Source organism: Pseudomonas sp. RP-B7 (genome assembly GCF_059803535.1).
In genome coordinates this window covers 154,497-169,968 of record NZ_JAPFHC010000011.1, presented here as the reverse complement: position 1 = coordinate 169,968, position 15,472 = coordinate 154,497, and the positions used below count along the sequence as shown (strand labels likewise).

The following is a 15,472-nucleotide window of genomic DNA, read 5'->3' as shown; positions in this document are numbered from 1 at the left end:
CCGAAAACTGCGTAACTCATTGTTTACCAAGGAGTTTTCCGTTTCGACTGCGCCGGAAGTGGGGCGAATTATAGACAGTTACAATTCGCCGTCAACCTTTAATTACGCTTTTGTTGCAGAAGGTGCCTTTTTGGCAATAAGGCGAGGGATTCGGCGCATCACCGGTGGTATCCGCAGGGCCAAGAGCAACACACCTATAGATGCATAGACCGCCCACTCCTTTAGATCAGCCCGCACTATCCACAACATATGCAGCAAGCCGAGCCCAAGAATCACGTAAACCAGGCGATGCAATTTCTTCCACCGACTCCCCAAACGTCGCTGGCTATAGCGATTTGAGGTCACCGCCAACACCAAAAGCGACAAGAAGCCCAGCGCCCCCACAATAATATAAGGCCGCTTGCGCAACTCCACACCCAACTGCGACCAATCGAGCCCAAGGACAAACACGCAATAAGCCGCCAGATGCAGCACTACGTAAGTAAAGCACCACAAGCCCAACTGCCGGCGTACAGCTATCCACCCCGCCCAGCCGCTGAGCTTCTGCAACGGCGTCATTCCAAGGGTGATCAGCAAAAGGACCAACGCCCCCAGGCCCAGCCGATCCACCAGCACTTTGCCCGGATCAGGCCCGAGAACAGAGCTCCACGCCTCATATAGCCAGAATAGCGGCCACACGGCCACTGCGATAAAAACGCCGAGGCGCCAGATGGGGTAGCGCATCAGTAGTTCTTCCGCAGATCAAGGCCGGCATACAGGGAGGCAACCTCATCCGAGTAGCCATTGAACATCTGTGTCTCACGCACATTGGGACTGAACAGGCCGCTCGGCAGGCGACGCTCCCTCGCCTGGGTCCACCGCGGATGATCAACCGTGGGGTTCACGTTCGCGTAGAACCCATACTCATCCGCCGCAATACTCTGCCAGGTGGTTTTCGGCTGTTCACTCACCAGGCTGATGCGCACAATGGACTTCACGCTTTTGAAGCCGTACTTCCAAGGCACCACCAAGCGCAGCGGCGCACCGTTCTGGTTGGGCAGTTCACGCCCGTACATGCCAACGGCAAGAATCGCCAAAGGGTTCATCGCTTCATCCAGACGCAACCCTTCTATATATGGCCAGTCGATCAAACCAAAACTCGAACGCTGGCCCGGCATGCTCTTGGGATCCTGAAGCGTTTCAAATCGAATGTACTTGGCCTTGGAGGTCGGTTCGACTTGCTTGAGCAACGCCGAGATAGGGAAACCGATCCAGGGGATGACCATCGACCACGCCTCGACACACCGTAAACGGTAGATCCGCTCTTCCAACTGATAAGGCTTCATAAAGTCTTCCAGGGCATAACGCCCTGGCTTTGCAACCTCACCATCAATCACAACACTCCAGGGCTCGGTCTTGAGCGAACCCGCATTCGTTGCCGGATCGCCCTTGCCGGTGCCGAACTCATAGAAGTTGTTGTAGTGAGTCGCATCCTTGAAGGGGGTGATCGCTTCATCCTTCACCGTCACAGCCTGCCATTGAGTGCCAGGCAGTTTCTCGGCAAACCAATTCGGTGCCTTGCCCGGCTCAACATCGGCGTAACGGGAAGCATCAGTCGCACTGGCCCAGCGCGGCAAGCTGCTGGCAGCGATACCGGCGAGCGCACCACCGAGCAAGCTGCGGCGAGAGAAATAAAGGGATTCAGGTGTGACATCCGACTCGTGGCAATCGGACGCTTTTGGCAATTTGATTAACATGGCAACTCCGCAGCATTGGAGAACTGATGCACCAATAGACTGCGGAGTATGGGGGAAATTACATTAAGGCAATGTTTTGTCCCGACGCAGATGCAGCAAGTACTGAACCGGGCCCGACGCGGCATAGACCAGGAACGCCAGCAGCAGGATCCGCGGAGGATCACTGAAGACCACTGCAAACACCAGCACAACGGCCAGGATTGCCACAAAAGGCACGCGCCCCTTGAGATCCAGTTCCTTGAAGCTGTTGTACTTGATGTTGCTGACCATCAGCATGCCAGCGGCCGCAACCATCAAGGCCACCAGGAACGACATCTTCGAACCCTGGATACCGTAGTCACTGAATGCCCAGACGATACCCGCCACCACACCTGCTGCAGCCGGGCTGGCCAGACCAATGAAGTAACGCTTGTCAGCGGTCCCAACCTGGGTATTGAAACGCGCCAGGCGCAATGCAGCCCCCGCGACATAGATAAAGGCGACCATCCAGCCGACCTTGCCCATATCACCCAGCGCCCAGGCAAACGCCAGCAACGCAGGCGCAACACCAAAGGCAACCATGTCCGACAGCGAGTCATACTCGGCACCGAAGGCACTTTGGGTATTGGTCATGCGCGCCACACGCCCATCAAGGCCGTCGAGCACCATGGCAACAAAGATTGCGATGGCAGCAAAACCGAAGTATTTGCTGGCACTCACCGCATCACCCGCTGCCAGCGCACTTTGGGCGCTCATGGAGTTGATGATGGAATAGAACCCGGCAAACAGGTTCGCCGTAGTGAACAGATTGGGCAGCAGATAGATGCCACGATGCCGGACCTTGCGGCCCTCCGCGTCATGCCCTTCTTCGACATGCTCATCGATCGGTAGCAGGCTTTCGGCGTCAGGAGCCTGGTTTGGCTCTTCGGGACGTTCGCTCATGGACTTTACCTTGCAACGGTGTGAAAAAATTCGACAGATACTTGCGGCGAGTGTTCGCCCGCAAACGATGCAGCTTTATACCAGAACCTGCCCCCCAAACGAAAAAACGCGGCCTAAGCCGCGTTCTCCCTTGATCCGTACGACTTAGTTTTTGGCTTTGTCGACGATCTTGTTGGCACCGATCCACGGCATCATGGAGCGCAGTTGCTCGCCGATGACTTCGATACCGTGAGCGGCGTTGTTACGACGCTTGGCGGTCATCGAAGGGTAGCCGGTAGCGCCTTCGCTGATGAACATTTTGGCGTATTCGCCGTCCTGAATACGTTTCAGGGCGTTGCGCATAGCCTGACGGGACTCGGCGTTGATCACTTCCGGGCCAGTGACGTATTCGCCGTATTCGGCGTTGTTGGAGATCGAGTAGTTCATGTTGGCGATACCGCCTTCGTACATGAGGTCAACGATCAGCTTCAGTTCGTGCAAGCACTCGAAGTAGGCCATTTCTGGCGCGTAGCCAGCTTCAACCAGAGTTTCGAAGCCAGCTTTCACCAGCTCAACGGTACCGCCGCACAGAACGGCTTGCTCGCCGAACAGGTCGGTTTCAGTCTCGTCCTTGAAGGTGGTTTCGATGATGCCAGTACGACCACCACCCACGCCTGCTGCGTAGGACAGCGCAACGTTTTTGGCGTTGCCCGATGCGTCTTGGTAGATCGCGATCAGGTCAGGGATACCGCCGCCTTTGACGAACTCGGAACGCACGGTGTGACCCGGTGCTTTCGGCGCGATCATGATCACGTCGAGGTCAGCACGCGGCACAACCTGGTTGTAGTGGATCGCGAAGCCGTGGGAGAAGGCCAGGGTGGCGCCCTTCTTGATGTTCGGCTCGATTTCGTTCTTGTACAGAGAGGACTGGAACTCGTCCGGGGTCAGGATCATGACCAGGTCGGCAGCAGCAACAGCGGAAGCAACGTCAGTCACTTTCAGGCCATGGGCTTCTGCCTTGGCAACAGTGGCCGAGCCTTTGCGCAGGCCAACAGTCACGTCAACGCCGGAATCTTTCAGGTTGCAAGCTTGCGCGTGACCCTGGGAGCCGTAGCCGATGATGGCGACTTTCTTGCCCTGGATGATCGACAGGTCACAATCTTTATCGTAATAAACTTTCATGAGGTTCCTCTATATATCCAGGCCGTAAGGCCATTCGCTAATTTGGTTTAGATGCTGAGTACTTTGTCGCCACGGGCAATGCCGGTGACACCACTGCGTACCGTTTCCAGAATCGAGGCCGTCCCGATCGACTGGATGAAGCTGTCCAGCTTGTCGCTTGTACCGGTCAGTTGAACGGTATAAACGCTGGCGCTCACATCGACGATCTGCCCGCGATAAATATCGGTAGTGCGCTTGATCTCGGCACGTTGGGCGCCCGTGGCCTTGACTTTAACCAGCATCAGCTCGCGCTCAATGTGGGCACTTTCCGACAGGTCGACCAGCTTGACCACTTCGATCAGCTTGTTGAGGTTCTTGGTGATCTGCTCGATCACCTCATCGTGACCCACGGTGGTCAACGTCAGACGCGACAGGGTCGGGTCTTCGGTCGGGGCAACGGTCAGGCTTTCGATGTTGTAGTTACGTTGCGAAAACAGGCCGACAACACGAGACAGAGCGCCGGGTTCGTTCTCCAGAAGCAGGGAGATAATGTGCCGCATGATTAAGTACGCTCCGTCTTGTTCAGCCACATGTCGCGCATAGAGCCGTCTTTGATCTGCATCGGGTAGACGTGCTCGCTGGTATCCACCTTGATATCGATGAACACCAGGCGATCCTTCATGGCGAACGCTTCTTCCATCTTCGGCTTCAGATCTTTCAGATCGGTGATGCGAATGCCGACATGGCCATAGGCTTCAACCAGCTTGACGAAGTCCGGCAGCGATTCCATGTAGGAATGGGAGTGACGGCTGTTGTAGCTCATGTCCTGCCACTGGCGAACCATGCCCAGTACGCCGTTGTTCAAGCACACGATCTTCACTGGAAGACCGTATTGCAGGCACGTCGACAGTTCCTGGATGTTCATCTGGATACTGCCCTCGCCGGTGACGCACGCGACGTCGCTGTCCGGGAAGCTCAGTTTCACACCCATGGCCGCAGGGAAACCAAAGCCCATCGTGCCCAGGCCACCGGAGTTGATCCAGCGGTTTGGCTTGTCGAACTTGTAGTACTGCGCGGCGAACATCTGGTGCTGGCCCACGTCGGAGGTCACAAAGGCGTCGCCCTTGGTCACTTCGCACAGGGTCTCGATCACGGTCTGTGGCTTGATGATGCTGCCGTCACCCTTGTCGTAAGGGAACAGGCCGCGATCACCGCGCCATTCGTCGATCTGTTTCCACCAACTGGCAACGGATTCCTTGTTCGGCGTTTCGCCGATGTCCTTGAGCGCAGCGACCATTTCGGTCAATACGCTTTCTACAGGACCCACGATCGGCACGTCGGCCTTGATGGTCTTGGAGATGGACGCCGGGTCGATGTCGATGTGGATGATCTTGGCATTCGGGCAGAATTTGCTCGCGCCGTTGATCACACGGTCATCGAAACGAGCGCCCACGGCCAGGATCACGTCGGCGTGGTGCATGGTCAGGTTGGCGGTGTAGCTGCCGTGCATGCCGAGCATGCCGACGAACTGACGGTCGGTACCCGGAAATGCGCCGAGGCCCATCAAGGTATTGGTTACCGGCAGGTTGAGCAGCTTGGCCAGTTCGGTCAGCGGTGCGGAACCACCACCGAGAATCACGCCACCACCCGAGTACAGTACGGGACGCTTGGCCGCCAGGAGCATTTCTGCCGCCTTGCGGATTTGCCCCGAGTGCCCACGGACGGCCGGGCTGTAGGAGCGCAGCTTGGCTTTTTTCGGGAAGACGTATTCGAATTTTTCCGCCGGGTTGGTCATGTCTTTTGGAATGTCGACCACCACAGGGCCCGGGCGACCGGACTGTGCGAGGTAGAACGCCTTTTTCATGACTTCCGGGATTTCCGAGGCGTGCTTGATCATGAAGCTGTGTTTCACGATCGGCCGGGAAATACCGATCATGTCGGTTTCCTGGAATGCGTCAGTGCCGACCATGGTGCTTGGCACCTGACCGGAAATGATCACCATCGGAATAGAATCCATATAAGCAGTCGCGATGCCGGTAATGGCATTGGTTGCGCCTGGGCCGGACGTTACCAGTACCACGCCGGCCTTGCCGGTGGCACGGGCGTAACCGTCCGCCATATGGGTCGCGGCCTGTTCGTGGCGAACCAGGATGTGGTTGACAGCCGGTTCCTTGAACAGTGCGTCGTAGACATGCAGCAGAGCACCACCTGGGTACCCGTAGATATAGTCGACGCCTTCGTCACGCAAAAAGCGGACGAGCATCTCACCGCCAGATAAAAGCTCCACGTTGTTCACCTCTAAAACGCCAGAATACCGTCCGTTGAAAACCGACGGGTCTTAATAGGTTTACTTCTCAACAGAGCATGAGCGACGGTGGTCGCCGACTACGTCAGCACTGACTGAGCAAGTATTGGGATCGTCCCAAGTGTTGCGGGCTTTTCCCACCCAGCGCGAGGTAACGCGTTGCGGGTGTAACAGGTCGGCGCGGGTGTGCGCCTCATGATCTGCTGAGCGGGCCTGCTTCTGGCAGTCCCGATACAGCGGACTTTGGATTCTTCTGTTTCAGGCCGTTCAAGTCAAGCAATAATTGCGCTTTTTTCCAACTAAGCGCATGAGAACGTAGAAGAAAGGGCTTTGAGGAGGGATAAAACTCGCCTGAATGTCGTCAAGCGGTAGAAATGTGCGCAAGACTGCCGGAAAACCCGGCAGTCAGGCAATTAACGAGCGTCGACGATCAATTGGTCGAACTTTTTCAGCGCGTTACGCAATCCGAGGCTCTCACGCGGACGGTCGGCGTAGACCATTTCCGCCATCTCCAGGATCCCCGAGGCGTTGGGCAGCGGCAGGTCCTGTTCGAGGATCTGCTTCATGCGCACCAGGAAGATCCATTGCAGCCACTGGTGGAAGTCCAGGGTATCCACCGAAAACGGCTCGACACTGCTGAGCGCTTCAATGCCGGGGGACACCTCGTCCCACCAGCCCTGCACGCGCAATTCGCGCTCGATCAGCAATAATTGCTCAGCAATTGCGGGAAACCGTGCATCCATCAGTACGTGACCTTGCCTTTCTGCCGCGCCTGAGCAGCACCGGCGGCATCACCCTGGGCGGCGCGCGCGTCGCCGATCAGGGCCCACAGGTTGGCTTGCAGGTCGGGGCGACCATTGGCCAGCGTCAGGCCACGACGGGCGAACTGCTCGGCTTGTGGCGCATCACCCTGGGCCATGCGCACCTGGGCCAGGCGATACAACACTTGCGGCTCACGAGGTGCCACACGCTGGGCGCGCTCAAGACTCGACGATGCGCCGTTCAAATCGCCACCGGCCTGCTGTTGCTGGGCAGTGGTCAACAACGCCAGCACCGGGCCGTCCAGTTGCTCGTCGGCCGACAGGCCGCCGGAATTGGACGACGACGGAATGCCACTCGGCGTCGACGGCATATTGTAGGTGCCCTGGTTGATCGGCGCCGACTGGATCGGCGTGGAATCGATCGGGCCGGAAGTGCTTGGCCCCGGCGTCCACGGCTCGGCACTGATAGGCGCCGATGTCGCGGCGCCAGCACCCGGCACCATCACCACCACGCCCGAATCCTGCGGCACAGCCTGCGGCCGGGCCTGGGCGGGACGGTTGGTCACGGTCTGGCGGAAACCGCCATTGGCCGAGATACGGTCGCTGTTGGAGACAGCGGTGCTCGAATCCACCACGGGGATGGAGCCGCGCTGCACGCTGGAGCAACCACCGAGCAAAGCCAGAGTTGTAATAGCTGGAAACAACCACTTGTTCACGTGAAACCCTCTTCGCTTAATTCATCCAGCCCTTGACCCAATCCATCACCGACTCCGCGTCAGCAGGCAAACTGCCACCGCACGCGGCGCCGGGTGGTGGCTCGCTGCCGCGAATATACGGCATCTGTACCGCACCCGGACAGTTGGCGTCAGAGCCCTGCCCCGTGTGCGGATCAATCCAGGCCTGCACGATGTTGTCCGGCTGCGGCATGTTCAACGGCAGCGGGTCGGCCTTGCGCATGAAACTGGTCCAGACCTGCAACGCACCTGTCGCGCCGGTGAACGGAGTCTTGCCGTTATCATCACGGCCCATCCACACCACCGCCAGCACATCCTGGCCGAAACCGGCGAACCAGCTGTCGCGCGAGTCGTTACTGGTGCCGGTCTTGCCCGCCAGTGTCAGGTTCGACGGCAGCACCTTATAGACCGAGGCGCCCGTACCTTCACGCATCACGCGCTGCATGGCGTTCTGGATCAGGTAGATGGAGCCTGCATCGAAACGCTGCTGGATCTGGAACGGATAACGCTTGAGCGGCTCGCCTTCGGCAGTCAGCACGCTCCGAATCCCACGCATCGGCGTATTGAAACCGCCGTTGGCCAGGGTCTGGTACATCGTCGCGACTTCCATCGGCGTCATCGCACCGGCACCCAACAGGATCGACGGGAAGGCCGGGAACTCACGGGTAATGCCCAGGCGTGCGAGGGTTTTCAACACGTTCGGCACGCCCACTTCAAGCCCAAGGCGTGAAGTGGAGATGTTGTAGGAGTGCGCCAGGCCCTGGTACAGGAAAACCGTGCCGTGGGAACGGCGATCGAAGTTCTGCGGCGTCCACACCTGGCCATCCCCGCCTTTGACCGACAGCGGATCATCCGACAACCAACTGGTCAGCGTGTATTTGCTCGGCTTCTCCAGCGCGGTCAGGTAAACCGCCGGCTTGACCAGCGAGCCGATCGGTCGCACCGCATCCAGCGCGCGGTTGAACCCGGCAAAGCTGGCCAGGCGACTGCCAACCAGGGCCTGGACCTCGCCGGTCTCCGGGTTGGTCACGACCATGGCCGCTTCAACTTCGTCGGCGCCTTTGCGGCCGGTCATGCGCTTGAAGGTGTCATTTACCGACGCCTCGGCCTTCATCTGCAGGATCGGGTCGAAACTGGTGAAGATACGCAGGCCCTCTTCGGTCAAGTCTTCGTCGCGATAGTCTTCACGCAACTGGCGCTTGACCAGGTCGATAAAGCCCGGGAACGAACTGTCAGCCAACTTGCCGCGCGTGGTCACGCCCAGCGGCATCTTCTTCGCCGCAGCCACTTGTTCTGCAGTGGCAACGCCCTGCTGCTCAAGCACATCAAGCACCAGGTTACGACGCTCCAGCGCACGCTCCGGGTTGCGACGCGGGTTGTAGTAGGACGGGCCCTTGACCATCCCCACCAGCAAAGCGACCTGATGCAGCTTCAGCTCGGACAGCGGCTGGCCAAAGAAGAACTGGCTGGCCAGACCGAAACCATGCACCGCGCGCTGACCATCCTGGCCGACGAACACCTCATTGAGGTACGCCTCGAGGATTTCCTGCTTGCTGTAATGCACTTCCAGCAGCATCGCCATCATGGCTTCGGTGAGCTTACGGGTCAGGCTGCGCTCGTTGGTCAGGTAGAAGTTCTTCACCAACTGTTGCGTCAGCGTACTGCCGCCCTGGGTCATCTTGCCGCCGGAGGTGTTCACCCAGATGGCACGGGCAATCGACTTCGGCGAGACGCCCCAGTGGCTGTAGAAATCGCGGTCTTCTACGGCGACCAGGGTTTCGAGCAGGTACGGCGGCACCTGATCGAGCTTGATCAGGATGCGATCTTCAAGGTTCTTCGGATAAATCCCGCCGATCATCAGCGGTTCCAGACGCACTACCGGCAGCTTCGAACCGTTGAGGGACGACAACTCGGCCACATAGTCGCCGGAGAAACGCACGCGCACCGGCTGGGCTTTTTCCAGGCCTTCATAGAACTGGAAGCCACGGGTGTTCAGGTCGACGGTATTGCCGCTGACGGCAGCGGCGCCCGGGCCGTTGCTCACGGGCTCACGGCGATAGCCCAAGGCATCAAGCTCGGTGAGGAAGTCATCCTTGCTCAGCTTCTGGCCATTGAACAATTCCAATGGACGCGCATACACCTTGGCCGGGATGGTCCAGCGCTTGCCGGAGAACTTCTCCTGCACCACGGCATCGAGATACACGGCGAAGCCGGCGAGGACCACAAGGCCCACCAGGCTGAGCTTGAGCGCCCAGCCCAGCCAAGGGCGCAGGCCACGGGAAGGAGGTTTTTTACGGGAACGGGGAGATCGGGTTCGAGTCATGGCGGCGGATTATACGCACTTTATTGATGATCAACATGAGCCGGACAGCGGTTTGCACGGCAGACATCAGCAGCCATAATGCCCGCCATGATTTCCCCCAGTCTTTGAAGGATCGCCCGTGAGCCAGTCCCTGATCGCAGCCCTGCAAAACCCGGCTTTGTACCCTCATCCGGTTGAAGAATTCCAAGTGATCGAGACCCACATTTCCTGGGTCATACTCACTGGGCCCTACGCTTATAAACTGAAGAAACCGATGAACTTCGGCTTTCTGGACTTCACGGCCCTGGATGATCGCGGCCATTTCTGCCGGGAAGAGCTGCGCCTCAACGAGCGCCTGACCAAGGATTTGTATCTTGAGGTGCTGCCGATCACTGGCACCGCCGAAGCCCCACAACTGGGCGGTGAAGGCCCGGTCATCGAGTACGCGCTGAAAATGCGCCAGTTCCCGCAAAGCCAACTGCTCAGCACCTTGCAAGCCAACGGCGAACTGACCAGCGCGCACATCGATGAGATGGCCAAACAGATCGCACAGTTCCACCTGACGGCACCGAAAGTTGCGCAAGACCACCCGGCCGGCACTCCGGACGAGGTGATGGCACCAGTGCGCCAGAACTTCGACCAGATCCGTCCCTTCCTCAGCGACAAGGCCGACCTGATTCAACTCGACGCGTTGCAAGCCTGGGCCGAAAGCAGCTTCGAACGCCTCAAGCCACTGTTCATCCAGCGCAAGCAGGACGGCTTCACCCGTGAATGCCACGGCGACATCCACCTGGGCAACGCCACCTTGATCGACGGCCAGGTGGTGATCTTCGACTGCATCGAGTTCAACGAGCCGTTCCGTTTCACCGACGTGTACGCGGATACCGGTTTCCTCGCGATGGACCTGGAAGACCGTGGCCTCAAATCCCTGGCACGGCGTTTTATCAGCCAATACCTGGAACTGACCGGCGACTACCAGGGCCTCGAAGTGCTGAACTTCTATAAAGCCTACCGTGCCCTGGTACGCGCCAAGATCGCGCTGTTCAGCATGCCGGGCGACGCCAGCCCGGTGCAACGCGCCAGCAGCCTGCGCCAGTACCGCAACTACGCCAACCTGGCAGAAAGCTACAGCACCATTCCTTCGCGGTTCCTGGCAATTACCCACGGCGTTTCCGCGGTGGGCAAAAGCCAGGTGGCCATGCGCCTGGTCGAGGCACTGGGTGCCGTGCGCCTGCGCTCGGATGTGGAACGCAAACGCCTGTTCGGCGAGCAGCAGGTCGAGAACACACCCAAGGCCGGCATCTACGCAGCCGATGCAAGCGCTGCCACCTACGCGCGCTTGAATGAAATCGCCGATATCGTGCTGCGCGCCGGTTTCCCGGTAGTGCTGGATGCCACGTTCCTCAAGCGCACACAACGCGACGCCGCCGCCAAGGTTGCCGAAGCCACCGGCGCACCGTTCCTGATCCTGGACTGCAACGCACCACAAGCCGTTATCGAGAGCTGGTTGGCACAACGTCAGGCCGACAAAAACGATCCGTCCGACGCAACACTGGCCGTTATCGAAGAGCAACAGGCCAACCGCGAACCACTGAGCGCCGAGGAACTGCTCCTGAGCAAACGCGTCGAAACCAATGAAAGCGGGACACTGGACGCTTTGGTCGCGCACATCCGTCAGCGCCTGCCTGGGCTGTAAGAAAAATTTCTTGGCCGTGTCACCGACTTTCGGCGCACGGCCAAGCAATAGTGGCACTATAATGGCGTCATAAAACTAACAGGAGTTGCCATCATGAGTCAGCCGAAGCTTCTTGATACACCGCTCTACTCGCTCCTGCATAAAGACGATATTCGCGGCTTCAACCTGGAGCGCCCAAAAGGCGGCACGATCGACATGCGCGGTGGCGACTTCCGAGGGCTGGATTTACGCGAACTGGAAGCCGCGGGCGTGGACTTCACCGACGCCTATTTCCGCTCGGCCGATTTACGCGGCCTGGATCTGCGCGAGTGCTCGCTCGAAGGCGCCAGCCTGGCCCATGCACAGATCTCCGGTACTTACTTCCCGCCCGAACTGACCGCCGACGAGATCCTCATGTCGGTCAATTTCGGTACACGCCTGCGTTATCGCACCAAGTAATTCCCTGCCGTAAAGCCCCGGACACATTCAGTGCTCCGGGGTGCTCCATCCCTGCCCTGCAAAAAATCCCCGCACCATTCTTATAAGCTTTTAGGCCGTTTCAGGCCAAAGAACTACGCTTTTCCTACTGAGCGCTACACTCCTTTTCAGGCTTGCCTGGTCACGATACCCACCGCACCATTCGGCCGTCGCAAGGAGGCTTGATGAACGATGAGCTGCAACACCTGAAAAACCTCGGCAAGACGTCAGCACAATGGCTGCATGCGGTGGGCATCCACAGTGCGTCCGACCTGCGTCGCCTGGGCGCGGTCGACGCCTACCGAGCTGTACGGACTCGCGGGTTCCGCGCATCGAAAGTCTTGCTGTATGCAATTGAAGGGGCGTTGATGGATGTTCACTGGAATGACATTCCAGCCGAGCGCAAGGAAGCGTTGAACCGTCAATTGGATGCTATCTCGGCGCGCCAGAAGAATTAGCGCGACGGTCAGAGCCAGGGTTGACGGGGGTTACGAACGAGCGTTTGAGAAAAGCACGAATGCATGCAAAAACAAATGTTGACTCTCAAATGAGAATCGTTATGATTATCACAACTGGTCGCGAGATCAGCCGATAACTGAAAGACCATTGGTTCGGACTCTCAGATTATCTCCTCATCAGGCTAATCACGGTTATTTGACCCGGCTCTTGCCGGGTCTTTTTTTGCCTGCGCAAAAGTGCGTTTCAGCGCGCAATGATCAGCGGATGCCCCCGTTCCGGATGCGGCTGTACCAACACATCCAAACCGAACACTGCCTTGAGCGGCTCCGGCTGCATCACCTGTGCTGGCGTATCCAGGGCATGGGGACGCCCCGCCTCCAGCAGCAAGATCCGGTCACAGTAACGCGCCGCCAGATTCAGGTCGTGAAGAATCACCAACACTGCCGCGCCGCGATCGGCGAAGGTGCGGATAGCCTGCAAGGTCGTATGTTGATGCAAGGGGTCGAGCATCGATGTCGGCTCATCCAGCAACAATGTCTGCCCAGCCTCCCCCGGCCACAGCTGCGCCAGGACTCGCGCCAGGTGCACGCGTTGACGCTCGCCGCCGGACAAGGCGAGATAACTGCGACCGCTCAAATGCCCGACATCCGCCGCCAGCAGGGCCGCCGCGATGATTTCATCATCGCGCATCCGCCCGGTCTGATGGGGCAAGCGGCCCATGCCCACGACTTCTTCGACGCGAAAGGCAAACTCCAGGGACGAAGACTGCGGCAACACCGCCAAACGTTGCGCGCGCTGCGAACCACTCCACTCGCTCAGCGGGCGCTGATCCAACCATACGCCGCCCAGATCCGGCGGCAACTCACCGCACAACGCACCGAGCAGCGTGCTTTTGCCCGCGCCATTGGGGCCCAGCACACCGAGTACTTCACCCGGCAGCAGCTCCAGGGTGACATCCGCCAGCACGGTTTTGCGGCCGCGACGGATCTGCAGGTCTTCCACACGCAGCATCAGGCACGCCCCCGCAACAACAGGTAGAGAAAAAATGGCGCGCCGATAAACGCAGTCACAATACCGATGGGCAACTCCGCCGGCGCCAAAGCCAGCCTGGCCACCAAGTCGGCAAACAGCAACAAACTCGCCCCCGCCAGCACCGACGCCGGCAGCAACACCCGATGATCCGGCCCCGCCAGCAATCGCACCAGATGCGGCACCACCAAGCCGACAAACCCGATCATCCCCGCCGCCGCCACGGCTGCGCCCACACCGAGGGCCGTACAGAACACCAATTCGCGCTTGAGCCGCTCAACATCAACCCCGAGATGGCTGGCCTCGGACTCGCCCAGCAGCAGCGCATTCAAGGCCTTGGCCCGACGCGGCAGCCACAACGCGACAGCGGCACTCACCAGCAGCAACGGCCACAGCCGCGAATAGCTGGCGCCATTGAGGCTGCCCAGGTTCCAGAAGGTCAGGGTGCGCAAGGTGGCGTCGTCCGCCAGATAAGTAAACAGCCCCACCGCCGAACCCGCGAGCGCCGTAAGAGCGATGCCGGCCAGCAGCATTGTCGCGACGTTCGTCTGCCCGTTATGCCGCCCCAGCCGATACACCAGTGCGGTGACCCCCAAGCCACCGAGAAACGCACACAATGACAACAAATAAGGGCCGAACGCTTGCGGCAAACCGCCAAAAAAAGCGCCGCCGACAATCGCAATCGCCGCCCCCAACGCCGCGCCGCTCGACACCCCGACCAGCCCCGGGTCCGCCAGCGGATTGCGAAACAGGCCCTGCATCGCCACGCCCGACAACGCGAGCACCCCGCCCACCGCCAGCCCCAGCAACGTACGCGGCAAACGGATCTGCCCCAGGATCAGCTCCGCCTGCTCCAGCCCTTGGGCCTCGACAGGGGCGCCCATCAAGCGCAAAGCCGCGCGGAGCGTATCCAACAACGGCAGGCTGACCGGCCCCAGGGCCAATGAGAGCCAAATCGCCAACACACACAACAGCGCCAGCCCGATAAACAGCGTCTTGGGTTTAACCAGAGTGGTCATGGGGCAGGCTTGGCCTGGGACGGATAAAACCCGGCGGACAATTGCTTGAGGCTTTGCGGCAAGCGCGGCCCAAGCCCACCGACCAAGAGCGTGGGGTCCAGCTCAAACACCCGCCCCCCTTTGGCCGCCGGGGTTGCAGCCAGGATCGGGTTCTCCCTGAACAGGGCCGCCCGCGCCGCATCACCGCTCAGGGCGCGATCAGAGAACACCAGCACATCAGGGCTCAAGCCAGCCAGCGACTCTACCGAAAACGGCTTGTAACCACTGTGGGTCGCCAGGTTGCGTCCACCGGCCTGCTGCAACACCCAGTCCGCCGCCGTATCCTTGCCGGCAATCAGCGGCTTGCCACCCGAATGGCCGAGCAACAGCAATACACCCGGGGCCTTTTGCGTGGCTTGGGCCTTGGTCAACCAGTTCTTCTGCTGATCCAGAGCCTGCTCATATCCGCTAAACAACTCATTGGCCTTGGTTTCATCACCCAGCAACTTGCCCAAGTGCTGGAGGGTGCCCTTCAGCGTCGGCAGATCCGGCTGGGCCGAGAACATCTGCACCTGCACGCCCGCGCTGCGGATCTGCGCCAGCACCGGCGACGGCCCCATCTCCTCGGTGCCCACCAGAATCTGTGGACGCAGGCTCAGGATGCCCTCCGCCGACAGTTGTCGTTGATAACCAATACTCGGCAAGGCCTTGAGTGAGGCCGGATGCTGGCTTGTGGTGTCCACCCCCACCAGCTTCGACTCGCCCCCCAGGGCCGTCACCCACTCCGAAAGCGCCCCACCGGCACTGACCCAGCGTTGTGGCCGTTCAGAGGCGTGTGCCCCGAGGTTGAACAGCAGTCCGACAACAAGCGTAATAGCGCTGGCACTCAAGCGCATAACAGGGTTTCCTTCCAAAGGCGGGCCTTACGGGCACTC

The 15,472-nt window shown here is 59.6% G+C and carries 15 protein-coding genes; 3 read left to right on the top strand and 12 right to left on the bottom strand.

What is annotated here, in order from left to right; translation table 11 throughout:
- Window positions 1–102 precede the first annotated feature (102 nt).
- From msrQ to mrcB, 9 genes are all read right to left on the bottom strand, one after another.
- Window positions 103–723 carry a protein-methionine-sulfoxide reductase heme-binding subunit MsrQ gene (gene msrQ, locus OPU96_RS13055; protein ID WP_498559172.1) on the bottom strand — a complete coding sequence of 207 codons (621 nt, stop codon included), beginning with the start codon at window positions 721–723 and terminating at the stop codon, window positions 103–105.
- Window positions 723–1,736, bottom strand: coding sequence for a protein-methionine-sulfoxide reductase catalytic subunit MsrP (msrP, locus tag OPU96_RS13050; RefSeq protein ID WP_226455712.1), 1,014 nt, complete (start codon window positions 1,734–1,736; stop codon window positions 723–725). Before msrP ends, msrQ begins: the two co-directional genes overlap by 1 nt.
- Window positions 1,737–1,799: 63 nt before the next feature.
- Window positions 1,800–2,657 carry a CDP-diacylglycerol--serine O-phosphatidyltransferase gene (pssA, locus tag OPU96_RS13045; RefSeq protein WP_017734128.1) on the bottom strand — a complete coding sequence of 286 codons (858 nt, stop codon included), beginning with the start codon at window positions 2,655–2,657 and terminating at the stop codon, window positions 1,800–1,802.
- Window positions 2,658–2,801: 144 nt separating this feature from the next.
- The gene (gene ilvC / locus OPU96_RS13040; RefSeq protein ID WP_003194132.1) at window positions 2,802–3,818 is read right to left on the bottom strand and encodes a ketol-acid reductoisomerase; all 1,017 of its coding nucleotides are present in this window, start codon (window positions 3,816–3,818) and stop codon (window positions 2,802–2,804) included.
- A 47-nt stretch (window positions 3,819–3,865) separates the two neighbouring features.
- Window positions 3,866–4,357, bottom strand: a complete 492-nt coding sequence (gene ilvN / locus OPU96_RS13035; RefSeq protein WP_003176102.1) for an acetolactate synthase small subunit — start codon at window positions 4,355–4,357, stop codon at window positions 3,866–3,868.
- 2 nt (window positions 4,358–4,359) lie between these two features.
- Window positions 4,360–6,084: an acetolactate synthase 3 large subunit gene (locus tag OPU96_RS13030; RefSeq protein WP_192298891.1), complete on the bottom strand. Its 1,725-nt coding sequence runs from the start codon at window positions 6,082–6,084 to the stop codon at window positions 4,360–4,362.
- 431 nt (window positions 6,085–6,515) lie between these two features.
- Window positions 6,516–6,845 (bottom strand): YqcC family protein, encoded by a 330-nt coding sequence (locus OPU96_RS13025; protein ID WP_192298892.1) that lies wholly within the window; start codon window positions 6,843–6,845, stop codon window positions 6,516–6,518.
- Window positions 6,845–7,579 (bottom strand): tetratricopeptide repeat protein, encoded by a 735-nt coding sequence (locus tag OPU96_RS13020; protein ID WP_192298893.1) that lies wholly within the window; start codon window positions 7,577–7,579, stop codon window positions 6,845–6,847. The genes OPU96_RS13025 and OPU96_RS13020 overlap by 1 nt, the downstream gene beginning before the upstream one ends.
- 16 nt (window positions 7,580–7,595) lie before the next feature.
- A complete protein-coding gene (gene mrcB, locus OPU96_RS13015) occupies window positions 7,596–9,920 on the bottom strand; it encodes a penicillin-binding protein 1B (RefSeq protein ID WP_192298894.1) in 2,325 nt (774 codons plus the stop codon).
- A 118-nt stretch (window positions 9,921–10,038) separates the two neighbouring features.
- Here mrcB and OPU96_RS13010 point away from each other — a divergent pair, with 118 nt between their 5' ends.
- The 3 genes from OPU96_RS13010 (at window position 10,039) to OPU96_RS13000 (ending at window position 12,509) form a co-directional block, all read left to right on the top strand.
- Window positions 10,039–11,595 carry a bifunctional aminoglycoside phosphotransferase/ATP-binding protein gene (locus tag OPU96_RS13010; RefSeq protein WP_498559171.1) on the top strand — a complete coding sequence of 519 codons (1,557 nt, stop codon included), beginning with the start codon at window positions 10,039–10,041 and terminating at the stop codon, window positions 11,593–11,595.
- A gap of 93 nt (window positions 11,596–11,688) precedes the next feature.
- The gene (locus tag OPU96_RS13005) at window positions 11,689–12,033 is read left to right on the top strand and encodes a pentapeptide repeat-containing protein (RefSeq protein WP_192298896.1); all 345 of its coding nucleotides are present in this window, start codon (window positions 11,689–11,691) and stop codon (window positions 12,031–12,033) included.
- A 203-nt stretch (window positions 12,034–12,236) separates the two neighbouring features.
- Window positions 12,237–12,509, top strand: coding sequence for a TfoX/Sxy family protein (locus tag OPU96_RS13000; RefSeq protein WP_010562703.1), 273 nt, complete (start codon window positions 12,237–12,239; stop codon window positions 12,507–12,509).
- A gap of 244 nt (window positions 12,510–12,753) precedes the next feature.
- Here OPU96_RS13000 and OPU96_RS12995 read toward each other — a convergent pair whose 3' ends face one another.
- The 3 genes from OPU96_RS12995 to OPU96_RS12985 are packed head-to-tail and all read right to left on the bottom strand — an operon-like array spanning window position 12,754 to window position 15,433.
- Window positions 12,754–13,521, bottom strand: a complete 768-nt coding sequence (locus tag OPU96_RS12995) for a heme ABC transporter ATP-binding protein (RefSeq protein ID WP_226455714.1) — start codon at window positions 13,519–13,521, stop codon at window positions 12,754–12,756.
- Window positions 13,521–14,504, bottom strand: coding sequence for a FecCD family ABC transporter permease (locus tag OPU96_RS12990; protein ID WP_305392801.1), 984 nt, complete (start codon window positions 14,502–14,504; stop codon window positions 13,521–13,523). The genes OPU96_RS12995 and OPU96_RS12990 overlap by 1 nt, the downstream gene beginning before the upstream one ends.
- Window positions 14,505–14,554: 50 nt before the next feature.
- Window positions 14,555–15,433: a heme/hemin ABC transporter substrate-binding protein gene (locus OPU96_RS12985; RefSeq protein ID WP_498559170.1), complete on the bottom strand. Its 879-nt coding sequence runs from the start codon at window positions 15,431–15,433 to the stop codon at window positions 14,555–14,557.
- Window positions 15,434–15,472: the final 39 nt, after the last annotated feature.